General features: G+C 58.9%; 32 protein-coding genes. 6 read left to right on the top strand and 26 right to left on the bottom strand.

Annotated elements, in window-relative coordinates:
• Positions 1-117: 117 nt before the first annotated feature.
• From E5E97_RS01170 to E5E97_RS01110, 14 genes are all read right to left on the bottom strand, one after another.
• The gene (locus E5E97_RS01170) at positions 118-381 is read right to left on the bottom strand and encodes a putative phage tail assembly chaperone (protein ID WP_171279755.1); all 264 of its coding nucleotides are present in this window, start codon (positions 379-381) and stop codon (positions 118-120) included.
• Entirely contained in the window at positions 381-623 is a 243-nt protein-coding gene (lysC, locus tag E5E97_RS23405) for an Rz1-like lysis system protein LysC (RefSeq protein WP_236707760.1), read from the bottom strand. The genes E5E97_RS01170 and lysC overlap by 1 nt, the downstream gene beginning before the upstream one ends.
• Entirely contained in the window at positions 505-948 is a 444-nt protein-coding gene (locus tag E5E97_RS23450; RefSeq protein ID WP_171279754.1) for a hypothetical protein, read from the bottom strand. The genes lysC and E5E97_RS23450 overlap by 119 nt, the downstream gene beginning before the upstream one ends.
• Entirely contained in the window at positions 945-1,406 is a 462-nt protein-coding gene (locus E5E97_RS01160; RefSeq protein ID WP_171279753.1) for a glycoside hydrolase family 104 protein, read from the bottom strand. The genes E5E97_RS23450 and E5E97_RS01160 overlap by 4 nt, the downstream gene beginning before the upstream one ends.
• Positions 1,393-1,719, bottom strand: a complete 327-nt coding sequence (locus tag E5E97_RS01155) for a phage holin, lambda family (protein ID WP_019838947.1) — start codon at positions 1,717-1,719, stop codon at positions 1,393-1,395. The genes E5E97_RS01160 and E5E97_RS01155 overlap by 14 nt, the downstream gene beginning before the upstream one ends.
• A gap of 21 nt (positions 1,720-1,740) precedes the next feature.
• Complete coding sequence (locus E5E97_RS01150; RefSeq protein ID WP_171279752.1) at positions 1,741-1,950, bottom strand: TraR/DksA family transcriptional regulator; 210 nt, start codon at positions 1,948-1,950, stop codon at positions 1,741-1,743.
• A 3-nt stretch (positions 1,951-1,953) separates the two neighbouring features.
• Positions 1,954-2,409: a DUF2597 family protein gene (locus E5E97_RS01145; RefSeq protein ID WP_019838945.1), complete on the bottom strand. Its 456-nt coding sequence runs from the start codon at positions 2,407-2,409 to the stop codon at positions 1,954-1,956.
• Between the two features lie 3 nt (positions 2,410-2,412).
• Positions 2,413-3,537, bottom strand: a complete 1,125-nt coding sequence (locus E5E97_RS01140; RefSeq protein ID WP_171279751.1) for a DUF2586 domain-containing protein — start codon at positions 3,535-3,537, stop codon at positions 2,413-2,415.
• A gap of 4 nt (positions 3,538-3,541) precedes the next feature.
• Positions 3,542-4,228 carry a phage virion morphogenesis protein gene (locus tag E5E97_RS01135; RefSeq protein WP_101316813.1) on the bottom strand — a complete coding sequence of 229 codons (687 nt, stop codon included), beginning with the start codon at positions 4,226-4,228 and terminating at the stop codon, positions 3,542-3,544.
• Positions 4,225-4,749 (bottom strand): phage tail protein, encoded by a 525-nt coding sequence (locus tag E5E97_RS01130; protein WP_171279750.1) that lies wholly within the window; start codon positions 4,747-4,749, stop codon positions 4,225-4,227. The genes E5E97_RS01135 and E5E97_RS01130 overlap by 4 nt, the downstream gene beginning before the upstream one ends.
• The gene (locus E5E97_RS01125) at positions 4,746-5,207 is read right to left on the bottom strand and encodes a head completion/stabilization protein (protein WP_049045777.1); all 462 of its coding nucleotides are present in this window, start codon (positions 5,205-5,207) and stop codon (positions 4,746-4,748) included. Before E5E97_RS01125 ends, E5E97_RS01130 begins: the two co-directional genes overlap by 4 nt.
• Before the next feature lie 113 nt (positions 5,208-5,320).
• Complete coding sequence (locus E5E97_RS01120) at positions 5,321-6,049, bottom strand: terminase endonuclease subunit (RefSeq protein ID WP_171279749.1); 729 nt, start codon at positions 6,047-6,049, stop codon at positions 5,321-5,323.
• A gap of 3 nt (positions 6,050-6,052) precedes the next feature.
• On the bottom strand, positions 6,053-7,111 hold the full coding sequence (locus tag E5E97_RS01115; RefSeq protein ID WP_171279748.1) for a phage major capsid protein, P2 family: 1,059 nt from the start codon (positions 7,109-7,111) through the stop codon (positions 6,053-6,055).
• A 10-nt stretch (positions 7,112-7,121) separates the two neighbouring features.
• Positions 7,122-7,973 (bottom strand): GPO family capsid scaffolding protein, encoded by an 852-nt coding sequence (locus tag E5E97_RS01110; RefSeq protein ID WP_171281189.1) that lies wholly within the window; start codon positions 7,971-7,973, stop codon positions 7,122-7,124.
• Positions 7,974-8,148: 175 nt separating this feature from the next.
• Between E5E97_RS01110 and E5E97_RS01105 the strand changes: the two genes are divergently transcribed.
• From E5E97_RS01105 to E5E97_RS01095, 3 genes are all read left to right on the top strand, one after another.
• On the top strand, positions 8,149-9,969 hold the full coding sequence (locus E5E97_RS01105) for a terminase family protein (RefSeq protein WP_171279747.1): 1,821 nt from the start codon (positions 8,149-8,151) through the stop codon (positions 9,967-9,969).
• Positions 9,966-10,979 carry a phage portal protein gene (locus E5E97_RS01100; protein ID WP_171279746.1) on the top strand — a complete coding sequence of 338 codons (1,014 nt, stop codon included), beginning with the start codon at positions 9,966-9,968 and terminating at the stop codon, positions 10,977-10,979. The genes E5E97_RS01105 and E5E97_RS01100 overlap by 4 nt, the downstream gene beginning before the upstream one ends.
• Positions 10,980-11,044: 65 nt before the next feature.
• Entirely contained in the window at positions 11,045-11,296 is a 252-nt protein-coding gene (locus E5E97_RS01095; protein WP_049045784.1) for an ogr/Delta-like zinc finger family protein, read from the top strand.
• Positions 11,297-11,382: 86 nt separating this feature from the next.
• On the opposite strand, the gene E5E97_RS01090 is transcribed toward E5E97_RS01095, so the two are convergent.
• The 12 genes from E5E97_RS01090 to E5E97_RS01035 form a co-directional block, all read right to left on the bottom strand.
• Positions 11,383-12,300: a serine protease gene (locus E5E97_RS01090; protein WP_171279745.1), complete on the bottom strand. Its 918-nt coding sequence runs from the start codon at positions 12,298-12,300 to the stop codon at positions 11,383-11,385.
• 146 nt (positions 12,301-12,446) lie between these two features.
• Positions 12,447-12,953, bottom strand: coding sequence for a hypothetical protein (locus E5E97_RS01085; RefSeq protein WP_171279744.1), 507 nt, complete (start codon positions 12,951-12,953; stop codon positions 12,447-12,449).
• Positions 12,950-15,136 (bottom strand): replication endonuclease, encoded by a 2,187-nt coding sequence (locus tag E5E97_RS01080; protein ID WP_253265165.1) that lies wholly within the window; start codon positions 15,134-15,136, stop codon positions 12,950-12,952. Before E5E97_RS01080 ends, E5E97_RS01085 begins: the two co-directional genes overlap by 4 nt.
• A 140-nt stretch (positions 15,137-15,276) precedes the next feature.
• Entirely contained in the window at positions 15,277-15,534 is a 258-nt protein-coding gene (locus tag E5E97_RS01075) for a hypothetical protein (protein WP_010636123.1), read from the bottom strand.
• Complete coding sequence (locus E5E97_RS01070; RefSeq protein ID WP_171279742.1) at positions 15,531-16,067, bottom strand: DNA methyltransferase; 537 nt, start codon at positions 16,065-16,067, stop codon at positions 15,531-15,533. The genes E5E97_RS01075 and E5E97_RS01070 overlap by 4 nt, the downstream gene beginning before the upstream one ends.
• Complete coding sequence (locus tag E5E97_RS01065; RefSeq protein ID WP_045525316.1) at positions 16,064-16,273, bottom strand: hypothetical protein; 210 nt, start codon at positions 16,271-16,273, stop codon at positions 16,064-16,066. The genes E5E97_RS01070 and E5E97_RS01065 overlap by 4 nt, the downstream gene beginning before the upstream one ends.
• The gene (locus tag E5E97_RS01060; RefSeq protein ID WP_171279741.1) at positions 16,270-16,461 is read right to left on the bottom strand and encodes a hypothetical protein; all 192 of its coding nucleotides are present in this window, start codon (positions 16,459-16,461) and stop codon (positions 16,270-16,272) included. The genes E5E97_RS01065 and E5E97_RS01060 overlap by 4 nt, the downstream gene beginning before the upstream one ends.
• Entirely contained in the window at positions 16,458-16,631 is a 174-nt protein-coding gene (locus E5E97_RS01055; protein ID WP_253265133.1) for a hypothetical protein, read from the bottom strand. Before E5E97_RS01055 ends, E5E97_RS01060 begins: the two co-directional genes overlap by 4 nt.
• A gap of 2 nt (positions 16,632-16,633) precedes the next feature.
• Positions 16,634-16,810, bottom strand: coding sequence for a hypothetical protein (locus E5E97_RS01050; RefSeq protein WP_160163719.1), 177 nt, complete (start codon positions 16,808-16,810; stop codon positions 16,634-16,636).
• A 66-nt stretch (positions 16,811-16,876) separates the two neighbouring features.
• Positions 16,877-17,335, bottom strand: coding sequence for a hypothetical protein (locus tag E5E97_RS01045; RefSeq protein ID WP_171279739.1), 459 nt, complete (start codon positions 17,333-17,335; stop codon positions 16,877-16,879).
• Between the two features lie 10 nt (positions 17,336-17,345).
• Complete coding sequence (locus E5E97_RS01040; RefSeq protein WP_171279738.1) at positions 17,346-17,855, bottom strand: phage regulatory CII family protein; 510 nt, start codon at positions 17,853-17,855, stop codon at positions 17,346-17,348.
• A 26-nt stretch (positions 17,856-17,881) separates the two neighbouring features.
• Complete coding sequence (locus E5E97_RS01035; protein WP_156853774.1) at positions 17,882-18,115, bottom strand: regulator; 234 nt, start codon at positions 18,113-18,115, stop codon at positions 17,882-17,884.
• A gap of 137 nt (positions 18,116-18,252) precedes the next feature.
• On the opposite strand from E5E97_RS01035, the gene E5E97_RS01030 reads away from it, so the two are divergent.
• From E5E97_RS01030 to E5E97_RS01020, 3 genes are read left to right on the top strand one after another with little or no spacing between them, the layout of a single operon-like run.
• Positions 18,253-18,951, top strand: a complete 699-nt coding sequence (locus E5E97_RS01030; protein WP_171279737.1) for a helix-turn-helix transcriptional regulator — start codon at positions 18,253-18,255, stop codon at positions 18,949-18,951.
• 9 nt (positions 18,952-18,960) lie between these two features.
• A complete protein-coding gene (locus E5E97_RS01025) occupies positions 18,961-19,815 on the top strand; it encodes a hypothetical protein (RefSeq protein WP_171279736.1) in 855 nt (284 codons plus the stop codon).
• Entirely contained in the window at positions 19,796-20,857 is a 1,062-nt protein-coding gene (locus E5E97_RS01020; RefSeq protein WP_171279735.1) for a site-specific integrase, read from the top strand. Before E5E97_RS01025 ends, E5E97_RS01020 begins: the two co-directional genes overlap by 20 nt.
• The last annotated feature ends 158 nt before the right edge of the window (positions 20,858-21,015 follow it).

Here is a 21,015-nt window from a genome sequence, read left to right as displayed (position 1 = left end):
CTAACCAGATGGCGCGGGCCAGGCTGTCGATATCGTCATCGTCATGGGGCAGGAAGTGGCGCCGCAGCGCCAGCGCCTGCTCCAGTTGGTTGCGCTCGATGGCCTCGGCGCGCGCCGTCAGTTTTTTACAGTAATCTCCAGATCGGGGGCGAACTGCTGGTTAATGGCGGCGGCCAGTTGCAATGCCGCGCCCGGGCGTTTGAGCAGCTCATCGAGCGCCTCTTTGCTTTCCTGGCAGACGATCTTTTTCAGGTAGTTGTGGGCCGGTGCCACCTTGTCGGTCGGCATCATGCCGTTGAGAAAGCCGTTATAGGCCACCATGGTGGGGGCGAACTTCAGCTCTTTACCGGCTACTTCAAGGGTGATAATCGGGTTTGCCATTAGTTGTTTTCCTCTTGTTCAATCCAGTGGTTCAGGGTGTTGATTTGGGTTTGGCAGCGGCGCATGGCCGTCTGCATGGTTGGGATAAACCGCACGGCATCGCCGTAGGTTGTCCCCGTGAACTCAGGTTCCGGGCAGTTTGGTACCAGCCCCGGCGGCGGAAGCCGCTTGACCACCTTGGTTTGCACCACGGTTGTGGGCTGGCTGGAGCAGGCGCAGAGCGCCAACAGGCAGAGGCTCACTAGCGCAGTTCGGGCGGCCTTCCGGTGGCGTGGCCAAGGCTTGTTGCAGTTCATCGGCGGTTTTCCTGTTCAGTTGGTCAAGCTCGGCCAAGGCGGCGTTCTGGTGTTTAAGCAGGGCGCGCAAGCCAGACTCCTGCAGCGAAAGAGCCCTGAACTCTTCGGCCATCTGCTGATTGGCCAGCTGCAAGGTGCTGATGGTGCCGTTGGCATCGGCCAGCGCCTTGGTGCGTTGGTCGAGTACCTTGTTCCCGGCAAACAGCGCGACCAGCAGGGCCAGCACCAGCACGAACAGCAGGTTGGAGAACAACTCCTTGAGGATGTTCATGCCAGCACCCCGCCGAACTCAGTGAACTTGGCCAGCAGATCAGCCAGCTTGTGTTCGCGCTGGCCATAACCGGCGCCCGGCAGGCTGGCCCAGATGTTGGCGCACTTGGTGATCGCTTGGCTGATGCGGCCCTTGAGCACATCGTCCAGTGCCTTGCGCTCGCGGATCAGCTGGATTGCCCAGGCATCTTGCGACTCGGGGCCAAAGTCCGGCAGGCCGAGCTGATCGCGGTAGTGGGCCCAGTGCTTTGACAGGTGCTGATAGCGGCCGGCAGCGGTGCTTTTCAGGGTTGGATTGACCTGCACCAGCACGTTCGGGTGGGTGCGGTAGTCGGTGAAGAACCCCGCCGGATTGACCAGTTTGTTGTACCCGTCATCGCCCCGGCCCTTGGTGCCTTCTGAAAAGGCAATCATGTCGAGAAAGGCGGCCACTTGCGGGTGGCAGTTACTGCGCGGCATTGCTGTCTCCCTTCTTGTTGAACACCAACTTGGCCCGCTCGCGGATGATGTCTACCCCGAGCAGCCCCACCACACCGCCGATAAACGGGGCCGCCTCATAGGGGACGCCGAGCAGGGTGGTACCGGATGCGGCGGCCAAGGTGATCAGGCCGCACATGGTTGATTCGATCAGGCGGCGGCGCCCGCTGCCGCCGTCATAGGTGATGCGCATAAATGAAATGCTCAACGCCAGCAGAGCCCCGGAAACGGCGGGCCAGTTATCCATCAACCAGGCCAGCAGGGCGGCCCAGAGGGTGGGGTCTTTGTTTGGCATAGGGTTCATATCCCGTTCTCGTTATTGCCCGCGCCGTTCTGCGCGGCTCTTGCAGCTGACACACAGGCGCACACCCGGCACATGCAGGCGGCGCGCATCCGGGATCGGATCGCCGCACTCCTCGCAGTGGTACAGGCTCTCGCCCTGGTGATGACTGCGGCCGAGCTGGTTATCCAACTGGGCCGCCAGCATCCGCTCGGCGTGTTGGGTGGCACGGTCGATCAGATCCATCCGTTAGCCCTTCATGTGGCGGGTGTCGTCTTCGGAGAGGTACGGCACGCCATTGATGTGAACGAAGTCGGGGGAGGTGACGAAACCCTTGATCTTGTGTACCCCCTTGCTGCCCCCCTTTGGGTCAACATCCAGCAGGTCAGAGATCTGGAGCTTCACGCCGAAGGCTTCCACCTTCATCTGTTCGTCGCCGGTGTCGGCGTAGAACAGCACATCGTCAGGCTTCATCCCGCGCCAGCTACCGGCCCGCTTGGCGGCATCGCTCAGCAGGGTGAAGTTCTTGGCATCGAGCTCGAACTCCAGCTCTGCGGCCACATCCCCATCGACATAGCCGTCAGGAATGCCACGGGTTTGCGCCACAGCGCTGTTGTCGGTGATGGAGAGGCTGGCCTTCTCGACGTGCACCATGGCGCCCATCAGTTCGGTATCGAAGCTCTGGCCTGAAATACGTCTGGTCATGGGTTAGCCCTCCCCGTTGTTGAGGCTCAAATCGAGCATGATGTTGATATCGATCCCCTTGGGGCAGTCCACGGTGCGCACCACCACGTAGATGGAGACCAAGTTCTTGGCCGTCCACTTGATGGTGATATCGCCATCCTTGGGTGAGGCGATATCGCCCGGGAACAGCTGGCCGTTGATGGTGACGGCCTTGGCCATCTCGCGCAGGTCTTTGCCGAAGTACATGATGGCGGCGGCGGTGCTGCCCGGGGTGGAGTTGAAGGAGCGATCGGCTACGCGAGCAATGGCGCGCAGGCGCATCCGGCGGGCCACCTTGTAGACCACCCGCAGGTTTTCGATCACCTGGTAGTCGCCGCCCTCGGCGTCCAGGGTGCGGCCATCGGCCCAATAGATGCCGTCATAGTCCGGGTACCACATCGGCACCGAATAGCGGTTCTGTTCGAGAGTTTGCAGGGTTGCCAGCGGCAGCTCGGTGCCGTCTTTATCCTTCGGCTTGTTGCCAAGGCCCACCATGGCGCCGGTTTTCACCCGGGCTGGGCTGTCGGCGATGCTCACCGCACGGTTGCAGAGGCGACCGGCGTAGGCCCCGGCGAGGTTGGGCCACAGCTGCGGCAGCAGGGTGACGGATTCCGCCTTGATGCCATCTTGAAGCGCGACCAGTTTGGCCTCGTATTCGCTCCAGTCCTGGCCGCCTTCGAGGGTAGTGACGATGCCAGCCACGACCAGCAGCATGAACTGCCAGCGCCCCATCTTGGCGATCAGCTCCTGGTTGAGGGCGTGGGCGGCGTTGATTTTCGCCTCGTCCCACTCCTGACCCAGTACCACACAGCCCTCGAAGGATTGGGTTTTCTGGGCTTCGCGGACGGCATCTTTCCAGTCCATGTCGGGGGGCAGTACAAAGGCGGCAGCCGTCCAGTTCTGACCGGCGTTGACCATGGCGGCTTGCAGGTTGGTTTTCAGCTCGCTGTCGGCCTCGCCCAGCAGCTTGTCGAAGTCGCTCTGGGTGTTTAGCGAAAGCAGCTTGCCGGTGTTGGTCGGTGCGGTGCCGATGAACAGCAGGTGGCGCTCGACTTCCGTCACTGGCCCCTGCATCTGGTTCAAGTTGTTGATCTGTACATAAGGCCACATGGCGTTATTTCCTCTTCATCTCTTGCTTGTTGACGTCCCAGCCGTAGTTGATGCTTTGCAGGGCGCGGGCAAAGGCTTGCTCTCGTTGCTTGGTGTTGGCGCCGAGGAACGGGCGGGCTGGCAGCTCAATCTCCCAGCTCTCTTTCACCGGCTCGTCCTTGAGCTTCTTGATCAGCAACCCCGCTTGCGCGTAGTTGAGATTGCCGGTTATCCAGCCGAGCGATGCCGATCTGTATGCCCGCTTGCGCTTGCCTGGACGCTTGAACCCCAGCTCCCGCAGCTTGCGGGCCTGCGCCTTGCTGGCCTGCTTGTTCTTGCCGCCATCGCTGGAGGCTATACGGCGCCGACTGGCCGCGGTCACCTTGTAGGTGTGTCCCTTCTGGTGGGTGTTGGCGACAACCCCGGCATGAACGTTCATTGCCCCCTTTTTGAACCCGAGCTCGGCCACATCCTGGCTTGGCTCATGGATCACCAGCAGCTTTGGCAGGCCGCGCAGCATCTTGCGTTTGCCCCGCTTGCGGGGGGCCCATGCATTGCCGTTGGGGTCTTGCTGCTGGCGCACGTTGCGGGCGGCCAGCTTCTTCATCTCGTTGGCGGCTCGCCACACCAGCCGCTGGCGCTTCTTGGGCGGCAGGGCCAGCAGGTTCAGCTGGTCCTTGCTGCGCTGGGTGTCGAGAGTGATGGTGATCATGACGGGTCACCGATCTGGTGATGGCCGGTGTCACCGACGTTCATATCGATGTGGTCTGCCACCCAGATTTCATACGGGGCCACGTTCCAGCGTTTTCCCATCCAGTTGATGGGGCCCTTGGGGTGTTCGATCAGGCGCAGCGGCTCGGTAAAGGCGAGCTGGATCTCGAGATCGGCGGTCTTCTCATCGTTCGGGGTGACGGCGTACTCGGGATCGGCCAGATCGAACTGCTCGCGAAACTCGTCATGCTCCTGCACCCAGGCGGCCACAGAGGCCAGCACGATGGCCGGATCCAGCTCGCGAAACGGCAGTTGCTCGACGGTGAACACCGCCTGATAGGTGAGCCATGCCACATCTACCCCAGTGGGGCCCATGTTCTTGGGCTCCAGCCTGATGGTGCCGTTCTCCATCCAGCTATCCAGATGCTTGTGGCACTTGGCTGGCAGCACCCGCTGGATCTCGGCGTGGAGAGCGTGGAGGAAATAGCCCTGGGCCTGCTGTTCGTTCATGCCTTCACTCATATCAAGGACACCCCCGCACGTCGCTTGCCCTTGATGCTGCGCACCAGTTGCTGACTCTCGGCCAGCAGCTGGGCGCGTTGGTCTGGGGATCGCTCTACCTGGTTGTTTGCTGCGGCCCGTTCTGTGACGCTGGCGAACTCCGGCAGCAAGGCTGCTTTGGCACGGGCAAACACGGCGGCCAGATACTGCTCGGTCAGGGCATTAGTGCCGCCCTCAAGGCTCGGCCCCGGCACATCGGCGGCGCTGACGTAGCCCTCTGCCATCAGTGCGGCCTGACGCATCGCCAGTTGCAGGTTGATTTCAGATACGGCGGCCAGCAGGGCGGCGCCGGTGGTCTGTTGGTCTAGGTCAGCAGGCAGGGCGCGGCGGCGCTCGAAGTCGGCCACGGCCACATCAGGCCAAAACCCGTCATTGCGGATAGTGGCTGCGCTGTAGTCGATATCCTTGCCTGCAAACATCAGTGACCTCGCTGGTTGAATAGGTGCACCCCTGAAGCCACGGATCACAGGATTCGGCGCAGGCCTTGCGGCTTGCCTATCCTCCCCGCCGGGGTGCGGTGGCGCGGAGAGTCTTATTGCTCCGGATTGAGCGCCCGCAGGCGCATGGCAATTTTGAGCAGCAGGGTGTTTACCCCCGCTTTGCGGTGCAGCTTCTCGGCCTGGAGCAGCCAGTGGGCTGCTTGTTCCAGGGTGGCGCTGTCACCCACTGCACTCGGTCGTGGCTGGCCGTCCTGGTCGCGCAGCAGCAGGCAACCCGCAGCCTTGAACCACTTGGCGGTCAGCTTCTCGTTGAGGCGCCACTCGTTGCGCACCTTGTCGAACACCCGGGAGAACCATGGCTCGACGGCATGGCCTTCGGCGGCGTTTTTCTCGGCCCACTCCAGCACTGTGTCGGCCACGAAGGTGGCCCAGTCGCGCTTGAAGTTGTTCGGGGTTCGTTGTCCCTGCTTGATGGCGAGCTCTGCCCAGGCGATCCCGGTGTCGAAGTCACCAACGTCAAAGGCCCAGATCACCAGCCTTTGAAACAGCTCGTTCTGGTAGGACTGACCGGACTCGGCCACGCTGGCCAGATACCGCTCCACATAGGGGCGGTATTTGGGCATCAGCTCGTCGCGTTTCATGTTCACCCGATCCCCAATTCGGGCCAGCTTGCGCAAGCGAACGATGTCCTGTTCCAGGGCAATCATTTGCAGGTGCAGGCTGTCAGCCACCGCACCGGTGGCCACGCCCGTGCAGGCGGCCTGTTCGGCCCCCTGCATGGCATGCACACGCTGCTTGTGACGTTGACCGGGTGAGCTCATGGTTTACGCACCCGCTTCTGCTGGAGCCGCAGGATCAGCACCGATCACGATGTCGGCCTCTTCAAAGCCGCCATAGGCCTTGTGCTCTCCCAGGGCATAGCCTTCCATACGCCAATACTGGTTATCGAAGCTCTTGGTGTCCTGGTTATCGTCTGCCTTGCGCTTGCGGGTACCGCGCTGGGTGTAGCAGTGCAGGTTGTCCAGGGTGGTTACTACCATCCGCTTGCCCGGGAAGAACGGCGGGATCATCGCCTTGCGACCGGCAATGGACTTGGCCAGCTGCTGGGCGGCGATCTGTTCGCTCGGCTTTGTTGCTTCGCTGTAGATCTTGGCTTGAGCGGCGGCTACCAGATCGGTACCGACCAGTACCACCAGTCGTGGGTCTTGCTGGAACAGCGGATCGATGGTGGTGCTGATAAGGTCGGAGGCCATCTCATCGAGGGTCTTGTAATCGCCCTTGCCGTCCGGGTCGAAGTAGATCTTCTTGCCCTCTTCCGCCTTGATGATCTGGCTACCACCGTTCCACTCGCGGGCGATCTGGTGCCAGCCTTTGTTGACGTCTTCGCCGAGCTGGTGAGATTCCGGATCGGTGGTATCAGCAGCGGATACACCGTTCCAGCCAACCCGCAGCATATCGAGGGCGAATGCGGTGTTGACGAACTCGCCAACCAGCTTGATGAACTCGCCTTCGCTACCGGCATTTGCCCAGGTGCAGAGGGTGGCCCAAGAGAGAGAGGCGCAGGAGTCGGTCTCTTTCAGCTCGTACTTGTTGCCATCAACGCCCACTTCGCCCTTGAAGCGGCCGCCTTTTTTACGACCGGTATAGAGCTGGCCGACGCCGACCTGCACCACTTGGCCGGTGATCTGGTCTACGTCCAGACAGGTGATCATGCCGAGGAATTCGACCGAGGCGAGCAGGGCAGAACGCAGGGTTGTCTCAACCGGCCCGGTGACGCTGAACTGTTTGCCCAGCTTGGTGATGTCGATGCCATAGGCTTTAGCCAGGGCATCGCAGTATTTGTTCAGGCGCTGTTCGGCCTGAACGGTCAGGGTTTGGCTCACTGAATGCTCCTTAGCAAACTTGATAGGTGGAGTCGTCACCGCCCAATGGGCTCGGGCGCTGGTCCGGCAACTCAACGGAGAACTTTTCGATCTGGCCTTTCAGCTCGCCGACGGTGGCTGCCAGACCAGTGATGGTCTCGTTCAGCTTGCTGAACTTGTCGTCTTCTTCTTTCGGTTCAATAACCGGCTCGGGCGTTACCTCCGGCTTTGCTTCCAGCTTTGCGCTAAAGCCTTCGATCTTGGTGCCAAGGCCGTTGACGGCTCCCAGCAACTGGTCGAACTGTTCTTTGGTCATTTCCTCATCCTCTGGATGGCTGGGGGTGGGTTTGGTTTCCTGTTCACCATGGCTGGCCAAGAAGCTGAAAAACTTGGTGATCAGACCGTCGGCTTTTTCGTTCTTTGGCAGTTTGAAGGTGGAGAGATCCAGCGGCTCACTGGTGCCAATCAGGCGAGATTTGCCACTCTTGTCTTTGAACTTCAGGTGGGTGGTGCCGGTGCTGGCTGGTTCATCGGTAACGCCGAGGCCGCGCAGGTAGGTGCGGCCCAGATCGGCAAATTGCTCTTGCGGCTCGATGGAACAGAATTGGTATTGGCCAACCTGGTTGTAATAAACCAGATCACGGGTCGGGCTCAGGATGGCGAATAGCTTGAGCTTGCCATCCACGACTTCTGTCTTCAGTTCTTGTACATAGCCGAAGTTCGACCAGCGGTCGTGATCAGGCCAAATCAGTGCGGTGTAGTATTCCGGATCGTAGGTCTCGGCCATGTCAGTCAGCCAAGCGGCGGTAATCTCCCGACCATCGACGGTTGTGCCTTCGGTGGCGATGCAGACCCAGCCAGTTCTCAAGGTTGATATGTTCATGCCAGCTCCCAATTGATACGGGCTCAGGCTATCGGGTCGGCAAGGGGTATTCATCCGGTTGTGTTCAAGGCGATTCGGATCCATGGGGATATCCGAATTGCTTGGAACATCAGGGCGATAAGTGGGGGCGGGGGGCTGGCTATGATGGCGCCATCATTCACAAGATGGAGGCGCCGTGGCGTATCCCGAAGAGATCCGCAATGCCGCGCGGGGACTCTACCTTAAACGATGGACACCCCAGGAGATCAAGGACGAACTTGGCCTTAACTCCTGCAGGGTAGTCTACTTCTGGGCCGAGAAGTACGGCTGGCGTGACCTGCTGACCGAAGAGGCGGTGGAGGATGCCATTGCCCGCCGCCTGCACTCTCTGCTGGGCCGAGAGAAGAAAACCCCCGAAGAACTCGACGAAATCGACCGACTGGTCGGGCACCATGTCAGCCTGAAAGAGAAGGCACTCAAGTGGGCCGAGCGCCAGCAGGCGCTGACCGCCCGCCGTGAATCCGGTGACGAGCCTTCCCCCGACCGTTCCCCGCGTAGCAGGGGCGGGCAGGATGGCGGTGGCCGCAAAGGGAAGGGCGGCAAGAAGGCCAAGAACGAGATCGGCCACCTCACCGAGGCAGACTTTGCCGAGTGGCTTGGTACCTTGTTCGGCTATCAGCTGCGCTGCCGTGAGGCCAAGAACGACCCGGCACTGCCGCGCACCCGTAACATCCTGAAGTCACGCCAGATCGGCATGACCTACTACTTCGCCGGTGAGGCGCTGGAAGATGCGGTACTGACCGGCGGCAATCAGATATTCCTGTCAGCCACCCGCGCCCAAGCAGAGGTGTTCCGCTCCTACATCTGCAAGATTGCCCAGACCTTCCTCGGTGTCACCCTGACCGGTAACCCCATTGTGCTGTCGAACGGGGCCGAGCTGCACTTCTGCTCGACCAACTCCAACAGCGCCCAGTCCCGCTCCGGCAACGTCTACATCGACGAGTATTTCTGGATCCCCAACTTCGAGAAGCTATCGGACGTGGCCAGCGCCATGGCGACCCAGAGCCGCTGGCGCAAGACCTACTTCTCGACCCCATCGAGCAAGGTTCACGAAGCGTACCGGTTCTGGACGGGGGATCGCTGGAAGGGCCAGCGTCCGAGCCGGGTGGCCATCGATTTCCCTGGTGAAGATGATCTGCGCGACGGCGGCCGCATCTGCCCTGATCGGCAGTGGCGTTACGTCATCACCATCGAGGATGCCATTCGCCTTGGTTGCAACCTCATCGACATCGAGGAGCTGAAAGACGAGTACCCCGAAGAGGTGTTCGATCGCCTCTACATGTGCCGGTTTATCGATGATGCCCTGTCGGTGTTCAAGTTCCAGGATATGGAGCGGGCAGGGGTTGACCCGAGCCGGTGGGAGGACTACAAGCCCGGGCGACCTGACCCGTTCGGGCGGCGCGAGGTGTGGATGGGCTACGACCCGAGCCGCACCCGCGACAACGCCACCCTTGTGGTGGTTGCCCCACCGATGGTCGCCGGTGAGCGGTTCCGTGTGTTGGAAAAGCACTACTGGCGCGGGCTCAACTTCCAGTTTCAGGCGCAGGAGATCGAGCGCATTGCCAAGAAGTTCCGGGTCACTTATCTCGGGGTCGATGTCTCCGGCATCGGCTCCGGGGTGTTTGACCTGTTGAAGCCCACCTTCAAAGGGGTATGCCACCCCATCAACTACAGCATCGAGAGCAAATCGCGGCTGGTACTCAAGATGATCGATGTGGTTGAGGCGAACCGCATCGAGTGGGACGGCTCGGATCGGGATATCCCGCTGGCGTTCCTCGCCATCAAGCGCAGCACCACCGGCGGCGGCCAGATGACGTTCCGTGCCGCTCGGGACAATGTGACCGGACACGCTGACGTGTTTTTTGCCATCGCCCACGCCGTGGCCAACGAGCCGCTCGATACCAACCGCAAACGTAAATCCACCTGGGTAACCAGCCAGCAGAAGAAGGCAGCATGACCAAACGACAAAAACCGGCCCAGCAGGTGGCCACCTCATCCCCTCGGCCATCTGTGATGTTCAGCACGGCGGAGGCCATCGACCCCACGGCCTGGATGACCGATTACACCGGGGTATTCTTCAATCCCTATGGGGAATATTACCAGCCGCCCATTGACCGCAAGGGGCTGGCCAAGGTGGCGCGGGCCAACGCTCACCACGGGGCGATCCTGATGGCGCGCCGCAATATGGTGGCGGGTCGCTTCACCACCCAGCGCAATGTCATCACCGCCTATGTGCACAACTACGTGCAATTCGGTGACGGTGGCCTGCTCAAGCTGCGCAATGGCTTTGGCCAGGTGGTGGGGCTGCACCCGCTTTCCAGCGTCTATTTGCGCCGCCGGGCTGACGGGTGCTTTGTCTATCTGCAGCAGGGCAAGCCTAACCTGGTTTATCGGCCGGAGGATGTGATTTGGCTGGCCCAGTACGACCCAGAGCAGCAGGTCTATGGCATGCCCGACTATCTGGGCGGCTTGCAGTCGGCCCTGCTCAACCAGGATGCCACCCTGTTCCGCCGCAAATACTTCCTCAACGGCGCCCACATGGGGTTCATCTTCTACACCACCGACCCGAACATGGACGATGAAACCGAGGAGGAGATGAAGCAGATGATCGCCAACTCTAAGGGGGTTGGTAACTTCCGCTCGATGTTCGTGAACATCCCTGAAGGCAAGCCTGACGGCATCAAGCTGATCCCGGTTGGGGATATCGCGACCAAAGACGAGTTCGCAGCCATCAAGGGGATCACCGCCCAGGATGTGCTGACGGCGCACCGGTACCCGCCTGCTCTGGCCGGTATCATCCCGACCAATGGCGGCGGCGGCTTGGGTGACCCTGATAAGTATGACGCTACCTATGCCCGCAACGAGGTGCTGCCACTGTGCGAACTGATCAAGGACTCCATCAACAGTGCCGGGCTGCCCCGCGCGCTGTGGGTCGATTTTCGGGAAACTATCGGGTCGGCTGTATAAAAAACCAGTCCTTTTGGGGTAAGATGCAATCTATTGATTGAATGTTTGATTTATCGGGAGGGGTGATGCGGGTTTATTGCAAAGTGTGTGGCCAACGGGGCCGCATTACCAAAACCAACAAGTTGAGCGATGACGTCTCTGATCTGTATTGCCAGTGCACTGATGCAGAGTGCGGCCACTCCTGGGTGGCTTGTCTGTCGTTCACCCATACACTGAGCCCGTCAGCCAAGACGGCGAACCAGCTGGTGCTGAGCTTGATGGGGTCGCTGACGCCAGAGGGGCGGCAGATGGTACTGGAAGGACTGGGGGCGCAATAGCGCCCCTTGACTTAAATGAGGTCGTTTCTTTTCAAACTTAAATGCATAGTATGGATTTATTGAATAGGTTTGCGCCGAACTTTTGGTTAGTTACTGACTTCTATCGGTGGATATGGATGCTTCACTAGATTACTGACATTAAATAACTCATCAATAAGGGATCTTTGCCAAACAATACCAATGTTTGGGTCTTTATCTCGCACTGAAACTCTTCCTGAATAAATCCCGACTAGACTAAAGCACAGTCTAGATTTCCCTTCCATGGACGTTGTATCAATACTACTAATAAAATCAGTAGCGCTGAGATTACCTTCTTTGTACATATGGTAACTATCATATGCTTCGCGATTTAGATCTACCATACTTCTCCAACTGGATACAAAAACAGGAGAGCCAGACATACCTGGATGCGTAAAAGCGTCAATAAAAAACATCGATAATCCGTTTGGTTTAACTGATGGTTCACTGGCGACAGTTCCCCTCTTCCATATTGGGTAATAGTCTTCCACGCTGTAACCCCATGGGAATCCGACAATAAACAAATCTGAGCCAGCCATTACATCTATATCTTCTACAAGACCTAGCATATCTTGGGTAAAGGTAACCGCCTCATCGGGGAACGATATTTCGATGGCTACTATATCTACGCCTTCTGCACGTCGTGAATGCTCATACCATGTTGTATCGGCATTGATTTTGATTGCACCTATTTCTGGTCTGAGTTTTGGCTGCATCAAAGTACTGAACTTTATTTCGTCCGGTGAGTCAGGATACCCTGGAAGTAGGCTTGCTGGGTCCTTAGGGTCTCTGCATGTCACGACGTGGTAATTTGTCACTAGGAACTTTTTATTTGAATCTTGATGTAAGTATATAAACCCAGTTCCTTCGCCTATTTTTATTCCTGCCTTATGGAGCTCTAAATGCAGAGGGAATAATGAAATTGGAGATATTTTTTTTTGACGAATCTGCTCACCCTCTAAATATACGATATTTGTCTTATTCATATACTATCTCTCCTAATCGTGAAAACTAGTACAAAGTGATTGTGATTCACTACGTTCTTAAAATAATGACATATTGTCCAGATTTTTTTGTGTTCTGATTAGAGTGATCATTCATGGCGATATCGTCAGTTTTTCAATAAAACATGTCATTCATGGCTTCCCGCTTGTTTCGTGGTCTCCCTGCTATGGTCAGCCACTACCTGGTGCAGGGCTGACTGGTATGTTTTGTTGAGCTGTTCGGCGGCGCCCGGGTTGGCGCGGTCGATTTGGCTGCCTGGTGCGATAAAGAGGGTGCGGCCGGTGACGGCGCATCGGATGGTGCCGCTCTGGTCGATGGCCACGGGGGTGAGCCCATCCACGATATGGCGGCGGCCAACAGTGCGGCCATCGGCTGAGCGCACCGGCACGGTGGGACGGTTGGTGCTGGCCTGAAACGGGTTCGGCACCTCGGTGGCTATGGCTGGCAGGGCCAGCAGCGCGGGGCGAGGGTGCCGGCGGCGCAGGATGGCGCAGGCCACGGACTGTTGTTTTCCCTTGAGCATCCCCACCCACTGGCTAATCTCGTTGGCTGGCCAGCGCTGCTGCAGGATGCAGGTCACCCGATTATCCAGGCGGCGGTAATCTTCACGGCTGACTGTCTGTTTGTTGTTCATACCCACTCCTCGCTGTAGTCGTTCTGTTCTTGCAGCCACTCCGGTGTATCCAGCTTCTCCAGCTCGGCCCACATGTGTGACTGGTAGGGCTCCGGCAGCATCTCGATCCAGCGGAATGCCCCGGCATGGCCCTGTGCCTGGTAAACCTTGCCGCACAGCTCAACCAGCATCGGCCAGTCCTCATCGCCTTCCGGCAGCGCGTACTCATCCGGCTGGCCCAGTTCGGCTGGCCGCTGGCCCTCTGGCTGCCAATCCGGCTCGCTCGGGATCGCTCGTCCCGATTGCACCTGACCGTTCTCAAGCCAGAGGCTGAAACCGTCCACGCTGACGCTGGCGCCTGAGCGCAAACGACCGATGGAGAAGGGCGATAAACCCCATTGCTCTGCCATTAACTGATCCGCGAACGCATCAGGATCCGGCTGCGTACAGTTATTGTCAGAGCTCCAAGGCGCCGGGCTGTCGCCCGCCTTAACCCCAACACCCCCAACCGAAACCCCGGCGGCCTTGGCGGCCTCAAAGGTGCCTGCTGGCACCACTTCCCACCCTTGCAGGCGGGTCTTGATACCCAGGCGAGCGGTGTGCAGCCCCATCAGGCGCTTGATGTCTTCGCCGTATCTGTTGGCCTGCTCTTCGATGAGGTGGGCCAGCTTGATGGGGTGCTCTGCGCGGGTAGAGAGGGCCCCACCCATGGCGTGTAGGTAGCAGCGGAAGATGCCGTTATCCGCGGCAAAGCGGGCTGCCTCAAAGCGCGGGTCTTGCAGAACCGGTTTGGGTGGCCCCACCAGATCGCCGTGCTTCTTGGCGTTGCTGATGCGGCGCAGCTCGCGCCACACCCCGACCGGGGCGCCGCCGATCTGCTGGAAGGTACGGACCCCCCACCAACTTGCCCACGCGCAAGCATGCTGGGCGCCCACGTCTGCCGTGGTGCCCGACTCGTCATCACCATCCACATGCTCACCATCGATGTTCTTGGCGATATAGGCGGCGATGTAGCCGGTGGCGTCCCCCTTGGACGGGTCTATCTCCTTCCAGTCGAAGCGCGGGGTAAAATCGGTGAAGGGGATGCCCTGATTGCTGCGCTCGAGTTCCTGCCGATCATCTGTCAGGGCATAACGCTGCAGGGTATCGATCACCCCATTCCGGTCGCATTTGCGCATAAACAGCAGCATGTGCCAGTGCGGGGTGCCATCGTGGTGCGGTTCGCAAACGCGGAAGCCATAGATAGGCATGCCCCAGCGCTTCAGGTATGAGCGTGCCCTGCTCCAGAGCTGGCCAAGATAGGCGCAGGTGTCGCGCGGGGTGGCCCCCTGGTACTTGTCGTTTTCGATGGTTTTGCCGTTGCGGCCCGTCTTCCAGGCGTGAAATCGGCTCGGCGCCGTCCAGGTGAAGAAGACTCCCACATGGCCCTGCTCCTCGGCGTAGTCTTCAAAGCCGCGCATGCGGGTCATCATCTCGGCTCGGCGGTTGACCGGGTTGGCATTGCTCGCCTCCCAGCAGTCCTTCATCGAGACAACCAGGTCGTGCTGCTCGTTCATCACCTCCGACTCGGCCAGCCAGCGCATCATGGCCCGCTTGCGCTCGCGCACCACCTTCATGGTGGCGTTCGAGACGTAGGCAGAAACGCCCTTGCGCACCTTACCCAACAGAATGGCGATGTGCTCTTGCAGGCGATCCCAACAGCGGTTGACGCGCCTCTCCCACCACTTGGCAGAGAGCAGGCGCACCATGACGCTCAGGATCCAGTTATCCCGCGCCTCTCTGGTTTTGAACTCCGGCATCTTGCCGATAAAGCCCCACTGGTCTGCTGGCTGCTTGATGGCTTCCCATGTCTCCATCAGATCCAGTTCACCGGCGGTGGCGTTCTGCTCGATATTTTTCCAGATGGCGGCCGTCTGGTTGGCGAACTGGTGGGCGACCCGCTTGCGGCCGTCATCATCACGCAGATGGTGGGCATCGACCGGCAGCGCCATTACCAGAGAGCGAACCCACTTCACCCGCTCCCGCAGCCAGATATTTGCGCTACGGCAGTTGCGGGCGGTTCCATCTTTGCGGCGGCGTACGTACTGCTTGAACAGCACCTGGGTGAACTGCATGGAGAGGCCATCGAGCAACTGCACCGCCCAGACCAGATCGGACTCTCCAGGGGCGCCCACAAAGGCGGCTTCCAGTTTGGTACCCGGCATGGCGTTGGCGAGCGCATCGATGCGTGACCGCAGGGCCTTTTTAGACAGCTGCAGCTGGTTGCGCTTTGGCGTCGGCAGGCGGTGGATGGCAAAACCAAGATGGCCAGCCTCGGCGGCTGGCCCTTTGTTGTTCTGGTTGGTCATTGGTAGTGGTTACCCGACAGCTCTTTGATGTTGTTCCGGCAGGAAGCCAGCGTATGGCGGGCATGCCTCGCCATCTTTCTGGCTGCGACACACTGGCGCAGTGTCAGAGAGACCGTGCAGCGTGGGCGAGGGGATAGTTGGCGCATTGCCAGCAGGTCTCGCTGGTAGCTTCGCAAACGGGCCTCATCACCCATCAGGGTGTTGAACCATCTATCCACGCGAGTTTGCAGGTCAGAGATCAGGCGATGGCTCATGCTGCCTCCTCTGCAATCAGGTGGCTCAGACCGTCCGGCAGGGCAACGCGGTTGCCCTTGTCCCAGATAAACCAGCTGTACTCGCAGGAGTCAGATCCGCCATTCACAAAACGCGGGCGAGGCACCAGGATCGGGGTCTTGTTCGGGAAGCCGATTTCAGCCCAGAACGGCACCCGCTTTTTGCTGCCTAGGAAGTTCACACGTTGCAGGTATATGAGCGTGCCGTCCGGCGCGAGTTCGGACAGGCTCTTTCTCATAAATTCCTCGGTGAGGGAAAACGGCGGGTTGGTGATGATGACGTCGAACTGGCGGCCAAAATCCCATTCCATGTAGTCACGGCCATGGCGGATCTCGGCCCATTCCTTCTGACCATCAGGCAGTGGGACGGCATCATAGATATTCCCCTCGGCGCGGCACGGCTCCATAAAGGTGTCACCCTGACGGAACTGAATGCGGCGCATCAGAGCGGCCACGGCACTTTTTGGGGTTGGGTAGAGTTCACGCTCAATGGTGTTGCCGGTGGTGCTACTCATTCCTCATCCCCCATCACTGAGTCGTCATCGAGCAGATCGGCAGGACGGCTGGTCACGACCAGCTGCACCTGGATGTACTCATCCCCCGAGTAGAGATCGCCCAGGGCGATCCGGTTTTCCTGCTCGCCGGTGGCCAGCAGTTCGGTCAGCAGCGGCAGCACTGCCTTTTCGGCGCGCTTGGCGATATGGATTGCATCGAAGCTCATGCGCTGGCCCTCCCGTTCATTGAGCGGAACACCTTGAGCCAACGCAGCTGCTGGCGGGCCTGCTCGCGTAGATTGCGGCCCTCTGGGCCGCGCTTGGTGTTGTATGTATTTGCCTTGATGCGATGTGGCAGCTCTGCCAAATCGGTCAAAGCCGCCTGCTGGGTGATGGGGTGGAACAGCTTTTTCATGCCACCCCCTCGATGATGCGGATCGCGCCAGAGGTCATGCGCTCCATGCGGGCGTACCCGTTCTGGCCGCGCAGCCAGGTGGTGCCGCAGTTGGTGTAACCCTGCCGCACCAGATAGGCGCTGGCGTCTTCGATGGTCGGAACGGTGCGGCGAGTGATAGCTGCAGACATGATCAGATCCCCCCTCGGCTGTTGACGCATGACCATACCGCTCGCCATGCCATGGCGGCCGGTTGTTCCACTGCATTGATCAGGTCAGGACTTGAGTTGTAGCGGCTGCCCAGGCGGGCCAGCTTGCGGTTTTGCAGGCGCAGGTTGCGCACTGTGTCGAGAATGGCTAAAGTTGGCATTCGACCTCCTAGTCGATAACTGATTGATGAAAGCCCGCTGGTGTTGGCGCACCGATAGCGGGTTTTTTATTGCCCGATTGCTCGTGGGCCGCTTTGGGCCATCTGGTTGGCGGCCATGACGGCGCGCTTCATGCGCAGCTTTGCGGCGCGTTCCTTCTTCTCTCTCTCGATATCCCCGATCGGTCTGGTCACTGGTGCCGGGTGCCACACCTTGGTGTCACAACCGCCGCGAAACTCCCCCTGGTACTCCAGCGCGATCACCGCCATCCTGACCGCTTCGCGTTGGGCATGGGGCAGGGCTGACAAGGTGGCTGTCATCAGCTCGCCACGTGGCTGGCGGGCGATGGCACAGATGGCCGCTTTCTTGGCTTGGCTCATGGCCAGCCAGTCGGTGTCCAAACTGGAGCGGGTTTTACCGAACAACTCACGCAGCATCAGGCAGCCGGCGGTATTCATGGCCACCTGCTCCATCGGAGTTAGGCCAGCGAGGTTGCGTTCTTCGTGGTTGATGGTTGTCTGTTGCATGGGTCTCCCCTTACATAGTCATGGTTTGCATCAGGATGTCTGATGCACAGGTGACAGTAGGCACAGCCTGAAAGCGGGCCTCGATGTCGTGGATCAGCAGTGCCAACGACCCCATTGCAGAGGTGGCCACACTGACGATGGTGTTGCGTTCGGTGCGTGAAACCCGTCCCTGCTCGGCCAGCGCCAGCGCGCGCTGACCAATACTGGCCACCTTTGCATTGAGGTCGATCGCTTGATGGGGGAGGGATGGCGCACGTTCAGCGTTTGGAATGGCGATGGCTGTCAGCCCGCATTCCAGCAGCATGCCGTCGAATAGGGTTTCGTCCCCTTCGGTGGCGTGATACAGCGCGATGAGATCGGCCATGGTCAGCTGGTGCGGCTGGTCAGGGTTGAGTTTGTTTCTCAACACCTGAGCATCTATGCCAGCCGCGGCGGCGACCTTGCTGATCACATGGGTGGAGGTAAATCTGCTGCATGCAGATTCAAAGTGCGGATGTTTGCATTCGTCACCGATAAACATGGTTCTCGCTCCATTGAGTGCCATAGTTATCCAACTACGATGACAACATTCTTTAGATTGGCTGACTCAACGGCTTTAACCGTTTCTGCCACCATATTGATCATGATGTTGTCGTTTGCTTTGTTCCTTGGCATAGCAGTCAGACGGCCGTCATGAAGCATCTTTCTAGCCGTCCCTTTTGCTACTCGATGTTCAGAGCAATACGTCTCGAACGGCGTAGCGATGGTTGCGATCTTGATCGTTATGTTGTTCGCTGACATGATGTCTCCCCTTTTACTCCTACTCGGTGCTGCTCTTAGATGTTCATTGCGATTTGGTGATTGCATGATTGATCTAAAAAAAGCGCCGGTCAAGTAATAGGTAGTTTTCGCTCACATAAACTTGATGGTGGCACGATATGGGTGGTAATTGCTTACAACAGATCGCATTTAGCCAAAGCGAGTTTGTTTCGAGGCTAGAAAAGGTTATTGGTAACGAACCATTGAGAGCTTTTGCTCGCAGAGCTGATATGACTGATGGTGGATTGCGGCGTTATCTCTATGAAGGAACGATCCCCCCGGTCGACCGCGCACTAAAGCTTGCACAAGCCGGAGGTGTCAGTTTTGAGTGGTTGGTTTTCGGTACGGGTGAGCAAGCTAAGTTTCATCGGGTCGCTAGCAATGATCTCATCCCAGAGCAATCCGGTGAGTTCACAACCATCCCCGCCTATCAAGTGTTTGCGAGTGCAGGCCATGGCGCCACAATCACGGATGAGCCGCTAGCCGAACCGATGGCCTTCCGTTCAGACTGGCTACGCCGCGAAGGATTTGACCCGGCCAAGATGGCTGTTATTCGCGCCAAGGGTGACAGCATGGAGCCGACTATCAATGACGGTGATGTGATCTTGGTGCGCTTGAAGAATGGGGAAGCGCCGCGCGATGGCCTCTATGTGCTGCGCCTCGATGGTGGCTTGTTCGTCAAGCGCCTGCAGTTCGATCTCGGTGGTGTGCGCATCATCTCTGACAACCCGCTGTATAAATCCCGTGACCTGAGTAAGGAAGAACTAGCCGAGCTGGATCTGGTTGGTCGTGTGGTCTGGGCAGGCAAAAAGTTCTAAGGAGTTCACATGCTTTCGTTGATGGCTGCCTTGGCGGCCCTTTTGTGTTTGTTGCTTACCGTGGCCGGTTTGTTCAAACCTGCTTTGCTTGGCCAGAAGCGCCGCCTGAATGCGTTTTTTATCGGCCTCTATGGATTCCTCGGGTTTTCCCTGCTGGGCATGGTTCCTGATGGCAAGATTGAGCTGTCTGGCGGACTTGTGCTGTTGGGCTTGCTGGCGGCTGCTCATAGCATCCTGCTATTCATCAGCCATGCGGTGGCCGTGAGCAAGATGAGCAAAGATGAACGGGCGCAGGTTCGCCCAGGCAAAGCAGCTGCAGGGGTTGTACTGTTGTTCCTTGCTGCTGGCGCTGGCGCTTGGCTGTCCCGTCCGGCTAGGTTTGATGCCCCCATGCCACCCGCTGATAGTGCGAATGAACAGCGAGAGCAACAACCATCCGATCAGCACCCCGCCGCGGTACTGCGGGCACTGTCACTCGCTGAGCAGTGCAGACTGGAACAGGATATCTATCAGCAGATGAATCAGGTCACGGATGGAGTGATGGCGCGCTTTGGTGGCCTGCTCAATGGCCAGCAGATCGACCCCAACCAGTTCGCAGAGTATCGGTTCATCACTGTCAATCCGGCGATATCTGCGGCCAGCGATTCGATGAGCGGCCTTCGCACCAGCCATATGGATGATGATGTGGTTATCCGGCATGCTGCTTCTCTGGTGCAACGCACCTATTCGTTTGTTGGCCAGCTCTATACCGCCGCCAGAACTGGCGATGATGTTTCGTTGAAGTCTGCGCGCGACCTTTTGGCGCAGGCCATTGCATCCCACAAGCAAGCCCGGGCGGTGTGCGATGACAGTCAAAAAAATTGAGGGGCAAGCCAAGCCGTGGCGGGCAGACGTTCGCCCTGATGGGGTAAACGGCCCCCGCCTGCGCAAATCCTTTATTACCAAGGGGGAGGCGCTGGCGTGGGAACGGCACCAGCTGATGAACAAGCCATGGCTGAAAGAGGATGAACCCGAGCCTGAGCAGAATGGCCAGCGGTTGCTCGATCTGGTTCACCTCTGGTTCGGCCGTCACGGCCAGACCCTGGCTGATGGCGACCGGCGCCGTGACAAATTGGTATGGCTGTGCGAGGCACTGGACAACCCGCTGGCCAGCGAGTTCACCTCTGAACACTTCTCGGCATACCGCGAGCGGCGCTTGGCTGGTGAGCTCTATGTACCAGGGCAGCGCAAGCAGGTCACCCCCACCACCATCAACCGCGAGCAGCTCTATTTGCAAGCGGTGTTCAATGAGCTGGCCCGCCTCGGGGTTTGGCACGGCGGTAACCCGCTTTCTGACCTGCGCCAGTACAAGGTGCAAGAATCCGAGCTGGCCTATCTATCCCAGGATGAGATCGAGCAACTGCTTGATGCCTGCAAGGAGCAGCGGGATCTGTGGCTGGTCGTTATGCTTTGCCTTTCGACCGGCGCCCGCTGGTCTGAGATTGAGAAGGTCAGCCGATCACAGATCGGCATGGGGCGGATCACTTTCACAAAGACCAAGGGCAAGCGGAACCGGACTGTCCCTGTCGCTCCCTGGTTGCTGGCCATGCTGCCCAAGCGCACAGGCCGCCTGTTCGATGATTGCTATGCCGAGTTCGAGAAGGCTATCCGGCGAGCAGGTATCAAGCTGCCCACTGGCCAGAGCACCCACGTTCTGCGCCATACCTTTGCCAGTCACTTCATGATGAACGGAGGCAACATTCTGGTGTTGCAGCGAATCCTCGGCCATACGGATATCAAGATGACGATGCGTTATGCCCACTTTGCCCCCGATCACCTGGAGGATGCGGTACGGCTAAACCCCATCACCGCACTGAAAAGTGTCCATAAACAGTCCACCGAACACCCCAGCAATGAGCATCAGTGAGCACCAGTGAGCAATGCAAAACGATATAAATCAGTAAGTTATTGATTTTAAAGGGTGGTCAACGGTTTCAAAATCCGCCGGTGAATAACCGTGTCGGTTCGAGTCCGACCCCGGGCACCATTATTAAAACCCTGTTTGGTCAACAGTTTAACGTGGCA

The organism is Aeromonas sp. 2692-1, assembly GCF_013085505.1.
In the GTDB taxonomy this organism is placed as follows: Bacteria; Pseudomonadota; Gammaproteobacteria; order Enterobacterales; family Aeromonadaceae; genus Aeromonas; species Aeromonas hydrophila.
Note: the sequence above shows the minus strand (reverse complement) of the source record. Positions and strands in the feature narration are given on the sequence as shown.

Coding starts and splice junctions, on each gene's coding strand:
- E5E97_RS01170 (WP_171279755.1), bottom strand. CDS start 381: ATGGCAAACCCGATTATCACCCTTGAAGTAGCCGGTAAAGAGCTGAAG.
- E5E97_RS23450 (WP_171279754.1), bottom strand. CDS start 948: ATGAACATCCTCAAGGAGTTGTTCTCCAACCTGCTGTTCGTGCTGGTG.
- E5E97_RS01160 (WP_171279753.1), bottom strand. CDS start 1,406: ATGCCGCGCAGTAACTGCCACCCGCAAGTGGCCGCCTTTCTCGACATG.
- E5E97_RS01155 (WP_019838947.1), bottom strand. CDS start 1,719: ATGCCAAACAAAGACCCCACCCTCTGGGCCGCCCTGCTGGCCTGGTTG.
- E5E97_RS01150 (WP_171279752.1), bottom strand. CDS start 1,950: ATGGATCTGATCGACCGTGCCACCCAACACGCCGAGCGGATGCTGGCG.
- E5E97_RS01145 (WP_019838945.1), bottom strand. CDS start 2,409: ATGACCAGACGTATTTCAGGCCAGAGCTTCGATACCGAACTGATGGGC.
- E5E97_RS01140 (WP_171279751.1), bottom strand. CDS start 3,537: ATGTGGCCTTATGTACAGATCAACAACTTGAACCAGATGCAGGGGCCA.
- E5E97_RS01135 (WP_101316813.1), bottom strand. CDS start 4,228: ATGATCACCATCACTCTCGACACCCAGCGCAGCAAGGACCAGCTGAAC.
- E5E97_RS01130 (WP_171279750.1), bottom strand. CDS start 4,749: ATGAGTGAAGGCATGAACGAACAGCAGGCCCAGGGCTATTTCCTCCAC.
- E5E97_RS01125 (WP_049045777.1), bottom strand. CDS start 5,207: ATGTTTGCAGGCAAGGATATCGACTACAGCGCAGCCACTATCCGCAAT.
- E5E97_RS01120 (WP_171279749.1), bottom strand. CDS start 6,049: ATGAGCTCACCCGGTCAACGTCACAAGCAGCGTGTGCATGCCATGCAG.
- E5E97_RS01110 (WP_171281189.1), bottom strand. CDS start 7,973: ATGAACATATCAACCTTGAGAACTGGCTGGGTCTGCATCGCCACCGAA.
- E5E97_RS01100 (WP_171279746.1), top strand. CDS start 9,966: ATGACCAAACGACAAAAACCGGCCCAGCAGGTGGCCACCTCATCCCCT.
- E5E97_RS01095 (WP_049045784.1), top strand. CDS start 11,045: ATGCGGGTTTATTGCAAAGTGTGTGGCCAACGGGGCCGCATTACCAAA.
- E5E97_RS01090 (WP_171279745.1), bottom strand. CDS start 12,300: ATGAATAAGACAAATATCGTATATTTAGAGGGTGAGCAGATTCGTCAA.
- E5E97_RS01085 (WP_171279744.1), bottom strand. CDS start 12,953: ATGAACAACAAACAGACAGTCAGCCGTGAAGATTACCGCCGCCTGGAT.
- E5E97_RS01080 (WP_253265165.1), bottom strand. CDS start 15,136: ATGCCGGGTACCAAACTGGAAGCCGCCTTTGTGGGCGCCCCTGGAGAG.
- E5E97_RS01075 (WP_010636123.1), bottom strand. CDS start 15,534: ATGAGCCATCGCCTGATCTCTGACCTGCAAACTCGCGTGGATAGATGG.
- E5E97_RS01070 (WP_171279742.1), bottom strand. CDS start 16,067: ATGAGTAGCACCACCGGCAACACCATTGAGCGTGAACTCTACCCAACC.
- E5E97_RS01065 (WP_045525316.1), bottom strand. CDS start 16,273: ATGAGCTTCGATGCAATCCATATCGCCAAGCGCGCCGAAAAGGCAGTG.
- E5E97_RS01060 (WP_171279741.1), bottom strand. CDS start 16,461: ATGAAAAAGCTGTTCCACCCCATCACCCAGCAGGCGGCTTTGACCGAT.
- E5E97_RS01055 (WP_253265133.1), bottom strand. CDS start 16,631: ATGTCTGCAGCTATCACTCGCCGCACCGTTCCGACCATCGAAGACGCC.
- E5E97_RS01050 (WP_160163719.1), bottom strand. CDS start 16,810: ATGCCAACTTTAGCCATTCTCGACACAGTGCGCAACCTGCGCCTGCAA.
- E5E97_RS01045 (WP_171279739.1), bottom strand. CDS start 17,335: ATGCAACAGACAACCATCAACCACGAAGAACGCAACCTCGCTGGCCTA.
- E5E97_RS01040 (WP_171279738.1), bottom strand. CDS start 17,855: ATGTTTATCGGTGACGAATGCAAACATCCGCACTTTGAATCTGCATGC.
- E5E97_RS01035 (WP_156853774.1), bottom strand. CDS start 18,115: ATGTCAGCGAACAACATAACGATCAAGATCGCAACCATCGCTACGCCG.
- E5E97_RS01030 (WP_171279737.1), top strand. CDS start 18,253: ATGGGTGGTAATTGCTTACAACAGATCGCATTTAGCCAAAGCGAGTTT.
- E5E97_RS01025 (WP_171279736.1), top strand. CDS start 18,961: ATGCTTTCGTTGATGGCTGCCTTGGCGGCCCTTTTGTGTTTGTTGCTT.
- E5E97_RS01020 (WP_171279735.1), top strand. CDS start 19,796: ATGACAGTCAAAAAAATTGAGGGGCAAGCCAAGCCGTGGCGGGCAGAC.